Below are 15,982 nucleotides of genomic sequence, written 5' to 3'. Positions count from 1 at the left end.
TTCTATAGGAGCTGAATAAAATAAGAAACATAACGATTGAATCATATTGTTTCACTATTACAGCTCTAACTTGGAAGGGACGGGATTATCAATGAGATTCACATTCCCTATTCTGACCTTATCTCATGGCGGAGCACAACGTATGCTGGTAGAGCTCACCAATGGGCTGACAGATTTGGGCCATCAGGTCAACCTCCTCTTGCCTGTGGATGGCGCTATTTCTTATGATGTGCGCGCAAACGTAATCCGCTCCTCACATATGAATATTCACGAGCATGACTTTCCTCCCGGAGACGTCATTGTTTCTAATTATTATACAACTGTCCCCATCGCCCAAGCAGCAAGCAAACAAGGAAAAGGGGTTCATGTACGTTTATCTTTATGTTATGAGCCTCCTTTTTTACCGGATAACGGACGCTCCTTCCCCTCCTATCACATCACTGAGCATCTAATCGTTTTATCACGTTGGCAGCAGGAGCTGATCTTTTTAAATCATGGCATCACCGGCAGTATCGTGCCCATTGGCATTAGCTCCTCTTTTAAAAATATGAATATCCGTCACAGTCTTCAAGAGCCTTTAAACATAACAGCTATATTAAGAAAAACAGAACGCGGTTTCTCCTGGCACCGCGAGCAAGATTACCTTATAGAACAGCTGGATTACGTAAAAAGCCAATATCCCGATGTAAATATTAACTTCATCAGTCCGCCTGACGAGTTCAACACCTCAGAAATTCTCCAAAGAATGAAAGCTACTGGCAAATATCGGTTCTTTACGCCAGCAAATGATGAGGAGCTCTGCTATCACTATAACGGTGCGGATATTTTTGTTAGCTCAAGTATTTTTGATACAGGTTCTTTACCGGGACTTGAGGCCATGCGTTGTGGAGCAGCGTTAGTCTGTGTATATTCGGGTGGGAATATGGAATACGCCCATCACAAGAAAAACTGTTTGCTCTCTTATCGATATGAGAACCGGCTCGGTGAAGATGTCATCCGCTTAATACGTGATCCCAACTTAAGAACTAAATTAGCGGAGCAGGGGGAAAGATATTCGCGCAAATGGACTTGGGAAAATAGTGTCAGATTATTTGAACAAGCGATCACAGATTTATTATAAAAATATAAAAAAGCAAGTCTCCAATGGCTGAGATTTGCTTTTTTATTGATCCAAAAGAATCATTGACTAGAGAAATAATACAAGATATTATGTAAGCGTTATCAATCGCAAAACAATGAAACACTTTAGGGAAATCTAAACTAAAAGGAGAAGGAATATGGCGAAAAAAGGTAGGCAAGGTTATCGGTTGTTATTGTTGTCTTTTTTAATGCTTTTTACAACTGTTTTCTCAGGAGGATCGCAAGCTTATGCAGCAACCTGGAATCTGACTGGAGATACCAACGTACACGACCCTTCATATATCAAAGAGGGGAACACACATTGGGTATTCAGCACGGGATCAGGTCTCCAAGTGATGTTTTCAAACGATGGAACTAACTATATTCGCTCCCTCCCGATTTATACCTCGAAACCCTCCTGGTGGAGCTCTTACGTTCCCAATCAAGAAGGGCTAGATGTATGGGCCCCAGAAATTTTCTACTATAACGGTACCTATTACCTCTATTATTCTATCTCCACATTCGGCTCAAGAGTGTCTGCTATTGGTTTAGTAACTACTAAATCGATCTCCGGGGGAAAATGGACGGACCAAGGTGTCGTTATCTCGTCTAATGACGCCTCCAATTATAACGCCATTGATCCTAACATTACGGCAGATGCTAACGGAAACCTATGGATGACCTTCGGTTCCTGGAGCAACGGGATTTACATTACCTCCATCAACAAAACAACCATGAAGCCAACGGGCAACTCGTATCGCATTGCGACTAAATCCGGGGGGATTGAAGGCTCCAGCATGGTTTACAATCCAAACACCGGATATTATTATCTATTCGTATCCATTGGCCAATGCTGCTCAGGCGTAAACAGCACCTATAAAATTGCAGTGGGACGCTCAACCAGCGTACTGGGGCCTTTCTATGCGAAGGACGGTACCGATATGAAAAATGGCGGGGCTACGGTCATCGATAGCGGCAACAGTTTTTGGGCGGGTCCTGGTGGACAGGATATATACGGAACCAACGTTATCGTCCGCCATGCTTACAGTGTCGCTGAGAATGGCGCACCCAAATTGTTAATCAGTGATCTCGAATGGGATTCTGCTGGCTGGCCTTACTATAATTAACGTCTAATCGAGAGTTGCCCCGAAGTCCTACTCTGTGATTTATGGGGCAGCTTCTTTTTACTGATAAACCTTCTACTCTCTCTTTCGATAGATACCTGGCGAGACACCATAACGCTCCCGAAACACCCTGTGAAAATAGGTGTAACTTCCAAACCCCGTCTCCTCTGCTATACGCTCTAAGGTGTAATTGGTATTGTCCATTAATCTCAGTGCCATCGCAAGCCGGATTTGCCCCGCATATTGCATAATAGAATAACCGAATTGGATCTTGAATAAATGTACAGCCCTTGTCACACTAATTCCAGCATGAGCAGCTACGTCCTTTAGTCTGATCTCTGAAGTAGCATGCTCCTCCACATAACTCTTCATTTTAAGTCCGTGTAGAAGCGAAGCCGAAGATGATGCAGGTGCCTCTTCCATAGCCCGATCTAACAACAAACATAAAGCTTTAAATAGTGCTTCAAGTATTTCAGGGCTACCCCCGTCTAGTCTTCTATTCTCCAGATCAAGCTGTTGCCATATACTTTGCAGCTTACCATCATCCGCAATTCTAACCTTTTTGGGTCGCTCACGCAGGTTCCACCAGTGGTCCACCCATTCCCCTGTACACATTACAAAATAGTCCACACTATGTCCCAAAGGACTTTTCTTTTCACCGATTCTCAGATCATATATATCGTAGGGCTTAAATAACAATAGATCCCCCGGCACTACGGCAGTCATTTCTCCATCGATGAGGACTTCACATTCCCCTTCTGCTTGCAGCCTGATGATATAGGTATCCAACCCACTGCGATATAGTTGCCGAAAAGGCTGAGTATGGCGGATAAATCCACACAGACTAATTTGAACGCTGTTTGTTCCCATCGCATATGCTCCTCATTCTATAATAGTCGATGACCAGATTGTTGAGGTTCTTAGCCATATAGTTTCTTCAAAGTGCAGTGAATCTCCTTCTATAATAAAGACAGAATTCATATGTAGGAGGTTATCAAGCATTATGAGTAAAACTATTCGCGTCATTCAAACCGCTAAAGAAACCACGGATCGTTTAACAGAAAAGGACCCTCTGATTTTCCTTCCCGATACGTCAGGAGTCGAATCAGAGCTAATCAATATCTATGATGATCTGGAGTATCAAGAAATTGAAGGCTTTGGTGGAGCTCTTACGGAGTCCTCTGCCGTTACTATCGCTAAGCTTAGTGCAGCTAAACAAAAAGAAATCATCGACGCTTATTTTCATCCTGAGCACGGCATTGGATATACCCTTTGCCGCTCACATATCCAAAGCTGCGACTTCTCACTGGGCAACTATGCTTATGTAGAGGAAGGCGATGCGGAGCTACGTTCGTTCGATATTTCCAGAGATCACGAGTCGGTTATCCCCCTCATAAAAAATGCTGCCGCAGCAGTAGGTGAAGATTTCCGTCTGTTCTCTTCCCCATGGAGTCCTCCAGCGTTCATGAAGACTAACGGGCAAATGAACGGAGGCGGAGCTCTTAAGCCTGAATATCGTAAGGCTTGGGCTAACATGTTCGTTAAATATATTGAGGCGTACACTGCAGAAGGGATTGATATCTGGGCTGTCAGTGTTCAGAATGAAGCCAAAGCTGTACAAAGATGGGATTCCTGCCTGTATACCGCCGAAGAAGAAAAGGATTTTGTGCGTGACTACTTGGGACCTGCTCTGGAACAAGCGGGCTTGGGCCATGTAAAGGTTATGATCTGGGATCATAATAAAGAACGGGTGTATGACCGTGCTAAGGTTGCTTTTGAAGATCAAGCAGCGTCCAAATACATATGGGGAATCTGCTTTCACTGGTATTCCGGTGATCACTTCGAAGCCCTCTCTGCTGTACATGATCGTTTCCCTGATAAAAAGCTGTTCTTCAGCGAAGGCTGCCAAGAAGGTGGCGTTCATCTCGGCTCATGGAACACCGGTGAACGTTACGGACATGATATCATCGGCAATCTGAACAACTGGATGTCGAGCTGGACAGACTGGAACATTGTCTTGGATGAGCAAGGTGGACCTAATCATGTAGGAAATTACTGCGACGCTCCAATTATCGGAGATACCAAAAACGATGAAATTACTTTTGAGAGCTCATTCTATTACATCGGGCACTTCAGTAAATATATTCGTCCGGGTGCTAAACGCATTGGTTTCTCCAAATATACAGATAAGCTTGAAACAACAGCTTTCCGCAACCCTGATAGCACTATTGCTGTTATCGTTATGAACCGCACAGAGCAAGAGCTTCCATTCACCCTGCGCTTCCATGACGAACTGGCTGAGAACATGATTCCGGCTCATGCCATTCAAACGCTGCTAATTAAGTAGAAGCGGTTCATTCCTAATAAAAAAGAGGTTCTCTTTATGCCAGCGCACAGAGAGAACCTCCTTTTTTATTAAATTAAATGAAATAGTGCTTAAAGTCTTGCCGACAGTATTTCACATAACGCTCCATACAGTGTATGTTCAAGATCCAACGAGGCAAGAGAAGCCAGGGCCGCCATCGGCGTTACTGCTGCTTTGACTACATGGTAAATTTGCTCTTTCAATTGGAAAAGAATTTGCGCACGGTTCAGAAGGCTGAACACCTCATCATCTACCGAATTCACCGCAATCCGGGCATTTGTGAACGTTACTTCCAATGAATGCTCTACCGCTTGATCCGAAATCATGATCGTAAGCGTATGTGTAGCCTCATCATAGTCCATGTTTGCTTCGATTTCTGTGCCACCAGCGAATACCTGTACCTTCGTATCAGCAAAACCGACAAAGGACAGCTTCCACGATCTCCGCTCAGGCACAACCTTTGTATTTCCCTTAGCAGAGAGAATCTTGAAGCTGGCTCTATCCCCCATTTCCAGGATCATTTCTGTATCACACCATTGATCATCCTGATCCTCCGCAGTATCGCCCTCATCCTCCCAGAGATGAAAATGACCCCTTCCTCCCGCAAATACACGGACCTCCATATGCCCCGGATTATCCACTGAAGAGGTATATTGCGTCAGATCTGCCATAGGCACGATAGCACCCGCTTTAGCTAATACAGGGATATTCTCAAGATTGCGATAAAGAGAAAGCTTTCTGCCACCGTCGTACACTCTTCCGTTAAAAAAATCTATCCAAATCCCTTCAGGTAACCAAGCCTTAAATTCGGCAACGCCTACCTTTGGGTTGACCGGCTGTGTAATCGGACAGGCAATAAGTTCCGTTCCGAAATAATATTCATTGGGCACTTCATAGGCTTCATTCGACAACGCATGATGATAATACATCGGTCGGATTAGCGGAAGACTATCGCGGCTGGCATAGCGATTCATCGTGTACAGATAGGGAAGTAAACTATGCCGCAAACGCAGGCAATCCTTCATCACATCTTCCGCAATCTTATTGAATCGCCATGGCTCCTTGCTGTTAAAGGCACTAGCAGAACTATGTAACCGCAGAATAGGCGAAAACACACCGAATTGCACCCAGCGCATTGCTAACTCATCATCTAAATAACCATTCATATGGCCCCCGATATCATGGCTCCACCAACCATATCCCACGTTAGCGGCGTTGGCTGTGAAGTAAGGCTGGAAATCCAGCGACTCCCAAGTGACAATGGTATCTCCAGAGAAGCCCACAGGATAACGATGGCTGCCAAGACCTGCATAACGGGAAAAAGTAATCTGCCGGTTGCCTCGCCGGCCGCTATCCAGATAGTGATAATGGTTCAGCATCCAAAGCGGATCTAGTCCCGGTACTTTAGTCACTCCACCCTGCTGCCAATCAATCCACCAGAAGTCCACACCTTCATTCTCTAGCGGATGATGCAGAAACTTAAAGTATGCTCGCAAAAAATTCGGATCCGTAATATCAAATTCTACAGCATCACCCTTTTCCGGGTCCATACCCATCTCCGCAGCAATGGCTAGATAAGGATCTTCAAACGCTCGTACACCGTCTGCTGGATGTACGTTGAGCGTTACTCGAAGTCCTTTTTCATGCAGCCATGCCAAAAATCTTTGAGGCTCCGGAAACAGTTCCCGGTTCCAGGTATAACCCGTCCAACCACTGCCGTACTGCGGATCAATATCGACGAGATGCCAATCCATATCTATAACAGCGACGGAAAACGGAATTCGCTCGAGCTCAAACCGCTCCATTAGCGCTTTGTATTCTTCTTCTGAATATCGGTAATAACGGCTCCACCAGTTGCCAAGGGCATAACGTGGCAATAGGGGCGTACGACCGCAAAGGTGATAGAAATCCTTCAAGCAGTGCAAATAATCATGACCGTATCCAAAAAAATAAACATCGAGGCCAGCCATTGCCCGTAGCTCTACCCGTCCATCCTCTTCCAGTACTAGGGAGGTGCTATCATCAACTAACGTATACCCCGCACGTGAAAGCAGTCCGTGCTCCAGCGGAATGGCGCCATCTGCATTATCCAGTGTACGTGCTGTCCCTCCCAAATCTTGGACTGTATCTCCATAATTCCAGACACTCATTAGGTGACCCGCTTCGTTTCTCACCCGAACATTGAGACCATGCCGGGAGAAAGGCTGCTTGTCATAAGTTAAATGCAGGCGCTCCGTAATCAACTCAAGTTTATTCCCCAGATCCATTACGCGGAACTCTGGAACCGGAAAATTGCGATTCACAACGGTCTGTGACGCCCGATCTTCGAAATATCCTTCCTCACTATATTCCATCCGGATAAGCTCCGGAGTTAAGACAGTGAACCGATAGCACTCCCCCTGAATAATCGCGTCAGCATTACTGCCTGGTTCAGAACGCAGCTTTAATTGGGTCGCCAAAGGGGTTGGCTCTTTCATCGTATTTCCCATCAAGTAAAAACCCCATTTCTTGTTATTCAACGCCGATATAACGGCTGAAAGCATCTGTCCGAATTTTCACCATCTTTTCGAGGCCCATCCCCCGCAGCTGCTTCACATAGTCATCCCACTGCTCGTCAATATCACCTGAGATTATAAATTGAGCACGCATTGTATTGACGTAACTATCAATATCGGTGGTCAAGGTCGGCAGCTCCTGAAACTCTTCTGCAGTGTACATTACGTTAGGGAAAGGTGGTGTTGTGTAGTCACTTCCCAGCTTATCGAGTTGTAGCTTCAGCCCATCTCCGGTTTTGGGATTTAGAAAGATGGTCTTTTCAAAAGCTGGGCTCACATATTTCGGCCCGAAATCCCGGAGTGACTGTTCCCAATACCAAGCATCTGCACTGGTGCCGGTTGGAGGGTCCATCAATGTATACGTACCGTTGTCATTTTTCTTAATCACCGTTCCAATGGCACCCCAGAAATTCTGAATGCTGGCTTCATTGGTATAGAACTGATCCGCCCAGCGTGCTGCAATTTCTGGATACTTGCAGGATATGGTGATCAACAGCTCGTTGCGTTCCAGATTCATCCCATACGGGTTCCCAACGGTGTAGCGCTTCCCGTCTGGTCCAGCAATTGGCGGAATGGTCACATATTGATCACTCCATTTGCCAAACATAGCGTCTGGCGTCCACTGATAAGAGAAGCCTACGATTGGGGCATCCGGATTTAGAAACTTTGCCGATCTCATCGTTTCGTCTTGAGTGAATACTTCTTTATCAAGTAATCCGTCTTTAAATAATTTGCTCTCCCATTTGAGCCCTTCTTTGTACTCTTCTGAAATCGGGTAATAAACCGCATTTCCGTCCTTGACCACCATGAAGTTATTATTCAAATCTGCGATTCCGAAGGGACTGATTAGATCATTACTTAATTCGATAAAAGGAATCTCATCCTGTTTTCCGTTTCCATTCGGATCTTGTTCTTTGAATGCTTTTAGCACGTTATAAAGATCGTCTATCGTATCCGGTACCTTCAAACCCAATTTGTCCAGCCAGGTTTTGTTAATCACAGGCTGACGTGAGCTTTTAGGACGTGAGGGTAATCTTGCAGGCAGCGAGTAGATTTTCCCGTCAGGAAAGGTGCTGATTTTTTTCATTTCCGGTGTTTCTTCCATAGCTGCTTTGAGATTAGGCATGTTGTGCTCAATATAGTCATCTAACGGCCGAAATAAGCTTAAATTATTGACGATATCCGCATCTCCGAAGGTCTGACTCCCTAAAATGATATCTGGAAGTGTGCCGCTGGCCAGCATAATAGACTTCCGTTCACTCCAATCATTGGAGGACATCACCTGCCACTCAATTTTGACATTCGTGTTCTTCTCCAAATCCTTGAGCCATTGATTCTCGGTAAAAGAATCTCCCATGCTGACCCACCGGACAGTGAGTACTTTCAACGTCACCGGCTTATCCACTATCGGCAATCCTTCTTTGTTAAATTCACCCGGTTCAGTTTCAACAGAATTAATCCCACTGTTCCCTTTACAAGCTGTAAGGCTAGCAAGCAACGTTGTCACTAAAAGAATGACGGTGATTGTTCTATATATCCTGTTTTTTTGTTGCTTTTTCATAACGTTCTTGCTCCCTTACGAATGTTAGTAGAATAGCTGAATGTACTATTCCTTCACTGCGCCGATCATTACCCCTTGGTTAAAGTATTTTTGTACAAAAGGGTACACGCACATGATCGGAACCGTTGCCACGATAATAACAGAATACCGCATCATATTGGCGAGTCGTAGTGCGATTTGCGCAGCTTCCCCGGTTCCCATCCCCGACTGCATCTGATTGGTAATCAAAATATTTCGCAGGATCAGCTGCAAAGGATACATATTAGGATTTTTCAGATAGATCAAGGCATTAAAATATGAATTCCAGTAACCAACGGCGATCCATAGACCCAGCACGGCAATAATCGCCTTCGACAGTGGTAAAACGATCTGTAGAAAATAACGAAGATTTCCACAACCATCGATCTGTGCAGCTTCCCATAAATCTCCCGGAATACTCGACTGAAAAAAGGTGCGGGCAACGATTATGTTAAACACACCAACGGAGAAAGGCAGTACCATCACCAGAAATGTATCGTACAGATGGAAATCACGGATCGTTAGAAAAGTCGGAATTAACCCCCCATTAAAAAACATCGTAAAGATGAAAAACAGGGAAAGATATTTTCGTCCCACAAGATCCTTTCTGGACAACGCATAGGCCGCAGAAATATTTACAATTAAACCGATTGCCGTCCCTACCACCGTATACATGATGGTATTCCAGTAACCGATCCAAATATTTTCATGACGCAGCAGCTCTTTGTAACCATCGAAGGTGAACCCTTTAGGAAATAACCAAACCTGCCCCCCCGCCACCGCGGAAGGATCACTGAACGAAGCAATGACGATAAAATACAGCGGATAGATCAGGATAATTAGAAAAAGTGCTGATATAACATACATCACTATTTCCATTATAGTATCCGAAGAACGATTCTTCTTTATTTTCCCCACATTCCCTTTAGTAACTGTCTCTAAACCTCCCATTTCAATTCTCCTCCCTTCTACCACAAGCTATTTTCGCTTAGTTTTTTAGATATCTGATTGACCATGATCAATAAAATAAAATTAATAACGGTGTTGAATAGGTTGATCGCCGAGGAAAAGCTGTATTGACTGCTGAGCAAGCCAATTTTGTAGACATAAGTAGAAAGAATTTCACTTGAAGTGATGTTCAAGTCATTTTGCATTAGGTACACTTTTTCAAAACCAACCCCAAGCAATCCACCGACCCGCAAAATAAGCAAGGTTATCGCGGTTGGCATCAGCATCGGAATATCGATATAACGAATTTTGTGCATCCGGCTTGCTCCGTCTACGGTTGCCGCCTCGTACAAGCTAGGATCAACTGCGGAGAGCGCAGCGATAAAGATAATGCTGTCCCAGCCGACATGCTGCCACACATCCGACCAAACATATACACTGCTGAATAATCCAGCGGAGCCAATCAGATCAGGAGCCTCTTTTCCAAAAAGACTATATATATTGCCCAGCAGTCCGGTGCTAGGTGAGAACAAAATCATCATTAAACCCACCATTACTACCGTGGAGATAAAGTGCGGCATATAGGACACCGTCTGGAAAAAACGTCTAAACCGGTTAGGTCTCATCTGGTTAACCATCAACGCCAGTATAATTGGAATCGGAAAGGTAATCAGACTGTACACACTGATGATCAATGTGTTTTTAATCGTTGATGAAAATTGATAGGAATGAAAGAATTTCTCGAAGTATTTGAATCCAGCCCATGGGCTGCCCCCTATTCCCAACGCAGGGCTATAATCCTTGAAGGCAATCAGCACCCCGTACATTGGCTTGTACGCGAATAATAACGTCAGAACTACAGCAGGAAAAAGCAATAGATAGAGACCCCAATTTTGTTTGATTTGTCCGAATTTCCGCCCGAAATGAAGTGGACCAGATTTCATGACATCCCCTCCTTATTTAAAATAGAGAATGCTACCCCACAGCTATCCTGTAGGGCAGCACCTTTTTCGAAAGACGAATAGGTTATTTCACGTTCATATAACGGGTGTAAGCATCCGTGCGAATCTTAACTAACTTTTCAAGTCCCATTTTATTAAGCTTGCTCACATAAGCATCCCAGCCCTCGTCAATTCCGCCTTTGCTAATAAATTGCGCCCGCATAGTATTCACATAGCTGTCGATATCCGTAGTCAAGGTTGGCAGCTCCTCGAACTCCTCAGAAGTGTACATTACGTTAGGGAAAGGTGTTGTTACATATTCACTGCCCAGCTTATCCAGTTGCAGCTTCAGTCCATCTCCACTTTCAGGGTTCAGGACGATTTTCGATTCAAAGGATGGGCTCACATATTTCGGTCCAAAATCACGTAGAGATTGATCCCAATACCAAGCATCTGCGCTGGTTCCAGCTGGTGGATCCATCAATGTATAAGTGCTATCATCGTTTTTCTTAATAACCGTTCCAATCGCACCCCAGAAATTCTGAATGCTCGCTTCGTCAGTGTAGAACTGATCTGCCCAACGTGCAGCAACCTCAGGATATTTGCAAGATGTGGTAATCAGCAGCTCATTACGGTTAAGATTCATCCCAATCGGATTTCCGATCGTATAACGTTTACCATCTGGTCCGGCAATCGGTGGAATCGTCACATATTGATCGCTCCATTTTCCAAACACGGCGTCTGGAGTCCACTGGTACGTAAAGCCTACAATTGGAGCATCCGGATTCTGGAACTTAGCCGATCTCATCGTATCGTCCTGAGTGAATACCTCTTTATCTAGCAAGCCTTCCGCATACAATTTATTTTCCCATTTGAGACCTTCTTTGAACTCCTCTGAAACAGGGAAATATATCGCTTTTCCGTCCTTGATGATCATATTATTGTTATTCAAATCGGCAATTCCGAAAGGACTGATCAAGTCATTACCAATTTCAATAAAAGGAATCTCATCTTGTTTTCCATTACCATTCGGATCTTGTTCTTTAAAAGCTTTGAGCACGTTATAAAGCTCATCAATCGTTTCAGGCACCTTCAAGCCCAATTTGTCCAGCCAGGTCTTGTTAATCACAGGCTGACGTGAGCTTTTTGGACGTGCAGGAAGTCTTGTTGGCAGGGAGTAGATTTTCCCGTCAGGAAATGTGCTGATTTTTTTCATTTCTGGGGTTTCTTCCATAGCTGCTTTGAGATTAGGCATATTTTGCTCAATATAATCATCAAGCGGCCGGAAAAAGCTTAGATTATTTACGATATCGGCATCCCCAAAGGTTTGATTTCCCAAGACGATATCCGGAAGCGTGCCACTCGCCAGCATAATCGACTTCTGCTCACCCCAATCATTGGAGGACATCACTTGCCAATCGATTTTGACATTCGTATTTTTCTCCAGATCCTTCAGCCATTGGTTTTGCGTAAAGGTGTCCCCCATACTCCCCCAACGGACAGTCAGCACTTTAAGTGTTACAGGCTCATTCACAATCGGCAGACCTTCTTTGTTATAGCTGCTCGTTTCATTTGTCGCTGCATTATTCCCGTTGTTACCGCCGCAGCCAGCAATTCCAAATACCATCGCAGCCGCCAGCAGACCCACAGTCCATTTCTTTGCAGTTTTTTTCTTACTGTGTTGACTCATCTCTTAATCCCCCATTTCAATTTATCAAAATGCATCTGAATAGCTTTATAATAACTTCTTATTTTTTCGTATTCCGGACACATTAAGACGGTTATCCAGACCTTTGAATCCGCTTACAAAAAATGCAAAAGCTAAATGCTCTACTTGGGGAGATTTAATAACAGTATCCCGACTTCTGTATGTGCTATCCGGACTTTGAGGGAAATCGCTAGCGAGTTCTTATGTTTTTTTCACGCAGAGGTTTTATAATGATTTTATGATCAAAAAAACAGCGAAACACAAAACCTACCCCATTCGCCATTATATAAAAGTCATGATGTTGGTTTCATTCACAGTCCTTATTCTGGATTTAGGAATCAGCATCGCTTCCATTTCCATCGTTAAGCAGCAGTCCACTCGAAATTTGCAGGATACTGCGGCGCTTTACATCAATCGTATTAATCATGATTTTGCCTACATTAATCACTATATGGGCTGGACGCTTGGGAACGATGAGAGCTTACTAACGATGAATACTTACGGGGTCAACAGTATCGAGTTCTTAAAGGCAAATGATAATCTGTTCAAACGCTTTACCGAGCTGCAAAAAAACTACGGGCATGAGTATAACTTCTTCTACTATTTGAAAAATGAGACCTATTTTTTGAATTGCGCACCGATCAGCGTAACCTATACGGATTACAGGGAGCTGAAAAAAAAGATTATTTCTTATATTGATGATAAGGAGATGTACGAGAAGTTTTATTCCAAATGGACGCCTATTCTAGTAAACAACCATTATTATGTGATTAATATCGTGCCCTATTACAATCGCTATTTAATTGGACTGATCTCCGCAGATAATCTGATCCGGCCGCTACGCCAAATTAATCTTGGCGCCAATGGTTATGTTTCTCTAGTAGATGAGAATGAACAGCCTTTAACTAGTCCGATCTCCAATAGCGGAAAGCTAATAACGGAAAATGGGGGATTCTCTAATCTTTTGCAATCGCGTACAACAATCAACAGTGCATTCTCAGACACCACCTTCAGCACCAAAATGGTCATTAAATATGGCATATTCGAAAAAATCATGATTGCCCAGCTGCTTATTATGTTATTGTTCTTCATTGTGACCTCCACGTTATGCATTGTTCTGCTCTTTTTCAAAAAAAGAGTGTTAGGTCCGATTCAAAGCTTCTCCGATAACCTTGCTTTCATTAATGAGTCTGGGCAACCCGCAGATTTCAAAAGCAGTGAGATTATAGAGCTGGAACAGGCTAACACTCAGTTTAAAGGCTTGGTTGAACAAATCAAAACCTTTAAAATCGCTATGTACGAACAGGAACTGGAGAAACAAAGAATACAGCTGGACTATATGAAGCTACAGATTAAACCACACTTTTTCTTAAACTGTCTGACTAGCATCTATAGCATGGCGCAAATTCATATGTATAAAGAAATTGAAAATATGACGTTGTCTACCTCTAAGTATTTCCGTTACATTTTTCAGAATGGCGAGAATTTTGTCCGGCTGGAGGATGAAATCGAGCATGTCCGAACCTACTTGGAGATTCAAAAGCAACGTTATCAGGACGCATTTATTTATTACATCGAACAAGAGGATCAGGCAGGCAGTGTGGAAATTCCACCGTTAGTGCTGCAAACCTTTATCGAAAATTCAATTAAATATGCGATTTCACGCGAACATGAAGCCGAGATCAGACTTACAGTACAACGATTACAGATGGATCAGGAAGAAGAAATGCTCGTTATCCAGCTCACCGACACCGGTCCCGGTTTTCCATCTCAGGTGTTAGAGAAACTTAATCTTGGAGAGCCCTTGGATCAAAGCCAAGGTACGCAAATCGGCATTATGAATACGCTCAAAAGATTAGAGTACCTATATTTAAAAAGAGCAACCATTACCTTCTCCAATTTGGAGAGCGGCGGCGCTAGTGTAATCTTATATCTTCCGAAGCTTCCTAATAAATCTAAATGAATGGAGAGCAAACTATGAATGTACTGCTTGTTGATGATGACTTTTATGTTATTGCCGCATTGCAAAAGAAAATTGATTGGGAATCATTACACATTGATACTGTTTATACGGCTAATAATGTCGCTCAAGCACGTGAAATAATAGAAAAGCATTCTGTTCAAATTCTGATTTCAGATATTGAAATGCCGCAGGGCAGCGGACTGGAATTACTAGCATGGATTCGCGAGGGAAATTATAGTATTCAGACTATTCTTCTTACCAATTATGCAGATTTTAACTATGCGCAGAAAGCAATCGAATTGCAGAGCTTTGAATATTTCCTTAAGCCCATTGAATTTGACAAGCTGATGTTGATCATCCATAAGGCGGTTACCCAAGCAAAAGAGCAGCAAAAAAACGAAAAAGCCATTCAGGGCGGTTACTTTTGGCAAAAAAATCAGGCGAAGATTCTTGAGCATTTTTGGCGGAAGCTAGTTAGTGGCAGTACATCATTTCCCATTAAATTGTCAGACATCACACATGCCATTGAAGAACAAAACCTCTCCTATCAAATGAGTGATACCCTACAGCCTTTGATATTTAACTTATTCCCTTACAATGGCAGTATGGGAAAAGAAGAAAAGGATCTGTTTGATTTTGCCCTGCTAAATGTATTGTACGAATTGTTTCAGCACCCTTGTTTTACCATCGAAAGCATTCTGGAATACAAAGATTATAACTGGATCGCCATATTAAAATGGAACCAGGCTCCAGATACGCAACTGCTTGAAGCATTATGTGCTTCTTTTATTCAAAAGGCGAATCCTTATTTAAAATGTGATGTCTGCTGCAATATTGGTTTAAACGATAAACTGAGTAATGTAGGGAATGTTCTAAAACAATCCCTGACTATGGATGAAGAAATTACGAGATGCAGAAATCAGACCTTTTTGGTGGAGGCTTATCTGCATCAAAATAAACCGGGCTATACGCCACCGGATCTTGCCTATTTGGAAGAACTGCTGAATCAGAATAAATTCACTGCTTTTCTTGAAGAAGTTACACAATATTTAAAGGTCATGCTTAACAATAGAACACTTGAGACCTCTGTCCTTAGCTTGTTCCGTTTAGATGTAGTACAGCTAGTCTATTCATTTCTCAACCTGAAAGGGATAAGATCACACAAATTATACTCTGGCAAAACTAATGATAAATTATCTATGCACTCTTTGGATTCAATCGAGGATATGGAAGAATATCTTAAATACCTTGTCACTACAGCCATGAAATATCGTGACTTTGCTGCCCAGCCTAAGTCCGTCGCAGAAGAAATCAAACAATACATTCATTCACATTACGGCGATGACCTGACCCGAAATGATTTGGCTGAAATTGTCTATCTCAATCCTGATTACCTGGCAAGGATATTCAAACGAGAAACTGGGGTTTCATTAGGCAGTTATGTCATCCACGTCCGAATCGCGGCTGCAAAACATCTATTGGAAACCACAAATATGTCTGTATATACCGTCGCGAACAAAGTTGGCTATAGCAACTACTCCTATTTCTCCAAGCTTTTCAAACAAGAGGTAGGTCTCCCTCCAAACGATTATAAAAAGGAACAACAATACAATCCAGCTTACTAAAAGAGGGTAACCCAGCATCTAGTTCATGGATGCTGGGTTACCCTCTTTGGGATAT

At 43.2% G+C, this 15,982-nt stretch carries 11 protein-coding genes; 5 read left to right on the top strand and 6 right to left on the bottom strand.

All coding sequences use genetic code 11. The features are described 5' to 3' along the window. Nucleotides 1-91: 91 nt before the first annotated feature. Together NSQ66_RS11115 and NSQ66_RS11110 are read left to right on the top strand one after the other, a co-directional pair. Nucleotides 92-1,120 (top strand): glycosyltransferase family 4 protein, encoded by a 1,029-nt coding sequence (locus tag NSQ66_RS11115; RefSeq protein WP_036689759.1) that lies wholly within the window; start codon nucleotides 92-94, stop codon nucleotides 1,118-1,120. 157 nt (nucleotides 1,121-1,277) lie between these two features. Next, nucleotides 1,278-2,246, top strand: a complete 969-nt coding sequence (locus NSQ66_RS11110) for a glycoside hydrolase family 43 protein (RefSeq protein WP_036689758.1) — start codon at nucleotides 1,278-1,280, stop codon at nucleotides 2,244-2,246. 72 nt (nucleotides 2,247-2,318) lie between these two features. On the opposite strand, the gene NSQ66_RS11105 is transcribed toward NSQ66_RS11110, so the two are convergent. Beyond that, nucleotides 2,319-3,113, bottom strand: coding sequence for an AraC family transcriptional regulator (locus tag NSQ66_RS11105; protein ID WP_076142017.1), 795 nt, complete (start codon nucleotides 3,111-3,113; stop codon nucleotides 2,319-2,321). A 133-nt stretch (nucleotides 3,114-3,246) separates the two neighbouring features. Between NSQ66_RS11105 and NSQ66_RS11100 the strand changes: the two genes are divergently transcribed. Further along, nucleotides 3,247-4,590, top strand: a complete 1,344-nt coding sequence (locus tag NSQ66_RS11100) for a glycoside hydrolase family 30 protein (protein ID WP_036689755.1) — start codon at nucleotides 3,247-3,249, stop codon at nucleotides 4,588-4,590. Between the two features lie 89 nt (nucleotides 4,591-4,679). Here the strand turns inward: NSQ66_RS11100 and NSQ66_RS11095 are convergent, their stop codons facing one another. The 5 genes from NSQ66_RS11095 to NSQ66_RS11075 all read right to left on the bottom strand — a co-directional run bounded on the left by NSQ66_RS11095 (nucleotide 4,680) and on the right by NSQ66_RS11075 (nucleotide 12,321). Next, nucleotides 4,680-7,127, bottom strand: a complete 2,448-nt coding sequence (locus NSQ66_RS11095) for a TIM-barrel domain-containing protein (protein WP_339279689.1) — start codon at nucleotides 7,125-7,127, stop codon at nucleotides 4,680-4,682. Then, nucleotides 7,120-8,724 (bottom strand): extracellular solute-binding protein, encoded by a 1,605-nt coding sequence (locus NSQ66_RS11090; protein WP_051491642.1) that lies wholly within the window; start codon nucleotides 8,722-8,724, stop codon nucleotides 7,120-7,122. The genes NSQ66_RS11095 and NSQ66_RS11090 overlap by 8 nt, the downstream gene beginning before the upstream one ends. A 45-nt stretch (nucleotides 8,725-8,769) precedes the next feature. Next, nucleotides 8,770-9,693, bottom strand: a complete 924-nt coding sequence (locus tag NSQ66_RS11085) for a carbohydrate ABC transporter permease (RefSeq protein WP_051491641.1) — start codon at nucleotides 9,691-9,693, stop codon at nucleotides 8,770-8,772. 17 nt (nucleotides 9,694-9,710) lie between these two features. Continuing rightward, nucleotides 9,711-10,634 carry an ABC transporter permease subunit gene (locus tag NSQ66_RS11080; protein WP_036689753.1) on the bottom strand — a complete coding sequence of 308 codons (924 nt, stop codon included), beginning with the start codon at nucleotides 10,632-10,634 and terminating at the stop codon, nucleotides 9,711-9,713. An 82-nt stretch (nucleotides 10,635-10,716) separates the two neighbouring features. After that, complete coding sequence (locus tag NSQ66_RS11075) at nucleotides 10,717-12,321, bottom strand: extracellular solute-binding protein (protein WP_076105382.1); 1,605 nt, start codon at nucleotides 12,319-12,321, stop codon at nucleotides 10,717-10,719. 256 nt (nucleotides 12,322-12,577) lie between these two features. On the opposite strand from NSQ66_RS11075, the gene NSQ66_RS11070 reads away from it, so the two are divergent. Beyond that, nucleotides 12,578-14,302 (top strand): sensor histidine kinase, encoded by a 1,725-nt coding sequence (locus NSQ66_RS11070; RefSeq protein WP_076142018.1) that lies wholly within the window; start codon nucleotides 12,578-12,580, stop codon nucleotides 14,300-14,302. A 14-nt stretch (nucleotides 14,303-14,316) separates the two neighbouring features. After that, complete coding sequence (locus NSQ66_RS11065; protein ID WP_036689748.1) at nucleotides 14,317-15,927, top strand: helix-turn-helix domain-containing protein; 1,611 nt, start codon at nucleotides 14,317-14,319, stop codon at nucleotides 15,925-15,927. The last annotated feature ends 55 nt before the right edge of the window (nucleotides 15,928-15,982 follow it).

Source organism: Paenibacillus sp. FSL H3-0329 (assembly GCF_037963285.1).
GTDB classification, from domain to species: Bacteria; Bacillota; Bacilli; order Paenibacillales; family Paenibacillaceae; genus Paenibacillus_AQ; species Paenibacillus_AQ odorifer.
The sequence above is the reverse complement of the archived record's forward strand: the minus strand, read 5'-3'. Positions and strand labels throughout refer to the sequence as shown.

Coding starts and splice junctions, on each gene's coding strand:
- NSQ66_RS11115 (WP_036689759.1), top strand. CDS start 92: ATGAGATTCACATTCCCTATTCTGACCTTATCTCATGGCGGAGCACAA.
- NSQ66_RS11110 (WP_036689758.1), top strand. CDS start 1,278: ATGGCGAAAAAAGGTAGGCAAGGTTATCGGTTGTTATTGTTGTCTTTT.
- NSQ66_RS11105 (WP_076142017.1), bottom strand. CDS start 3,113: ATGGGAACAAACAGCGTTCAAATTAGTCTGTGTGGATTTATCCGCCAT.
- NSQ66_RS11100 (WP_036689755.1), top strand. CDS start 3,247: ATGAGTAAAACTATTCGCGTCATTCAAACCGCTAAAGAAACCACGGAT.
- NSQ66_RS11090 (WP_051491642.1), bottom strand. CDS start 8,724: ATGAAAAAGCAACAAAAAAACAGGATATATAGAACAATCACCGTCATT.
- NSQ66_RS11085 (WP_051491641.1), bottom strand. CDS start 9,693: ATGGGAGGTTTAGAGACAGTTACTAAAGGGAATGTGGGGAAAATAAAG.
- NSQ66_RS11080 (WP_036689753.1), bottom strand. CDS start 10,634: ATGAAATCTGGTCCACTTCATTTCGGGCGGAAATTCGGACAAATCAAA.
- NSQ66_RS11075 (WP_076105382.1), bottom strand. CDS start 12,321: ATGAGTCAACACAGTAAGAAAAAAACTGCAAAGAAATGGACTGTGGGT.
- NSQ66_RS11070 (WP_076142018.1), top strand. CDS start 12,578: ATGATCAAAAAAACAGCGAAACACAAAACCTACCCCATTCGCCATTAT.
- NSQ66_RS11065 (WP_036689748.1), top strand. CDS start 14,317: ATGAATGTACTGCTTGTTGATGATGACTTTTATGTTATTGCCGCATTG.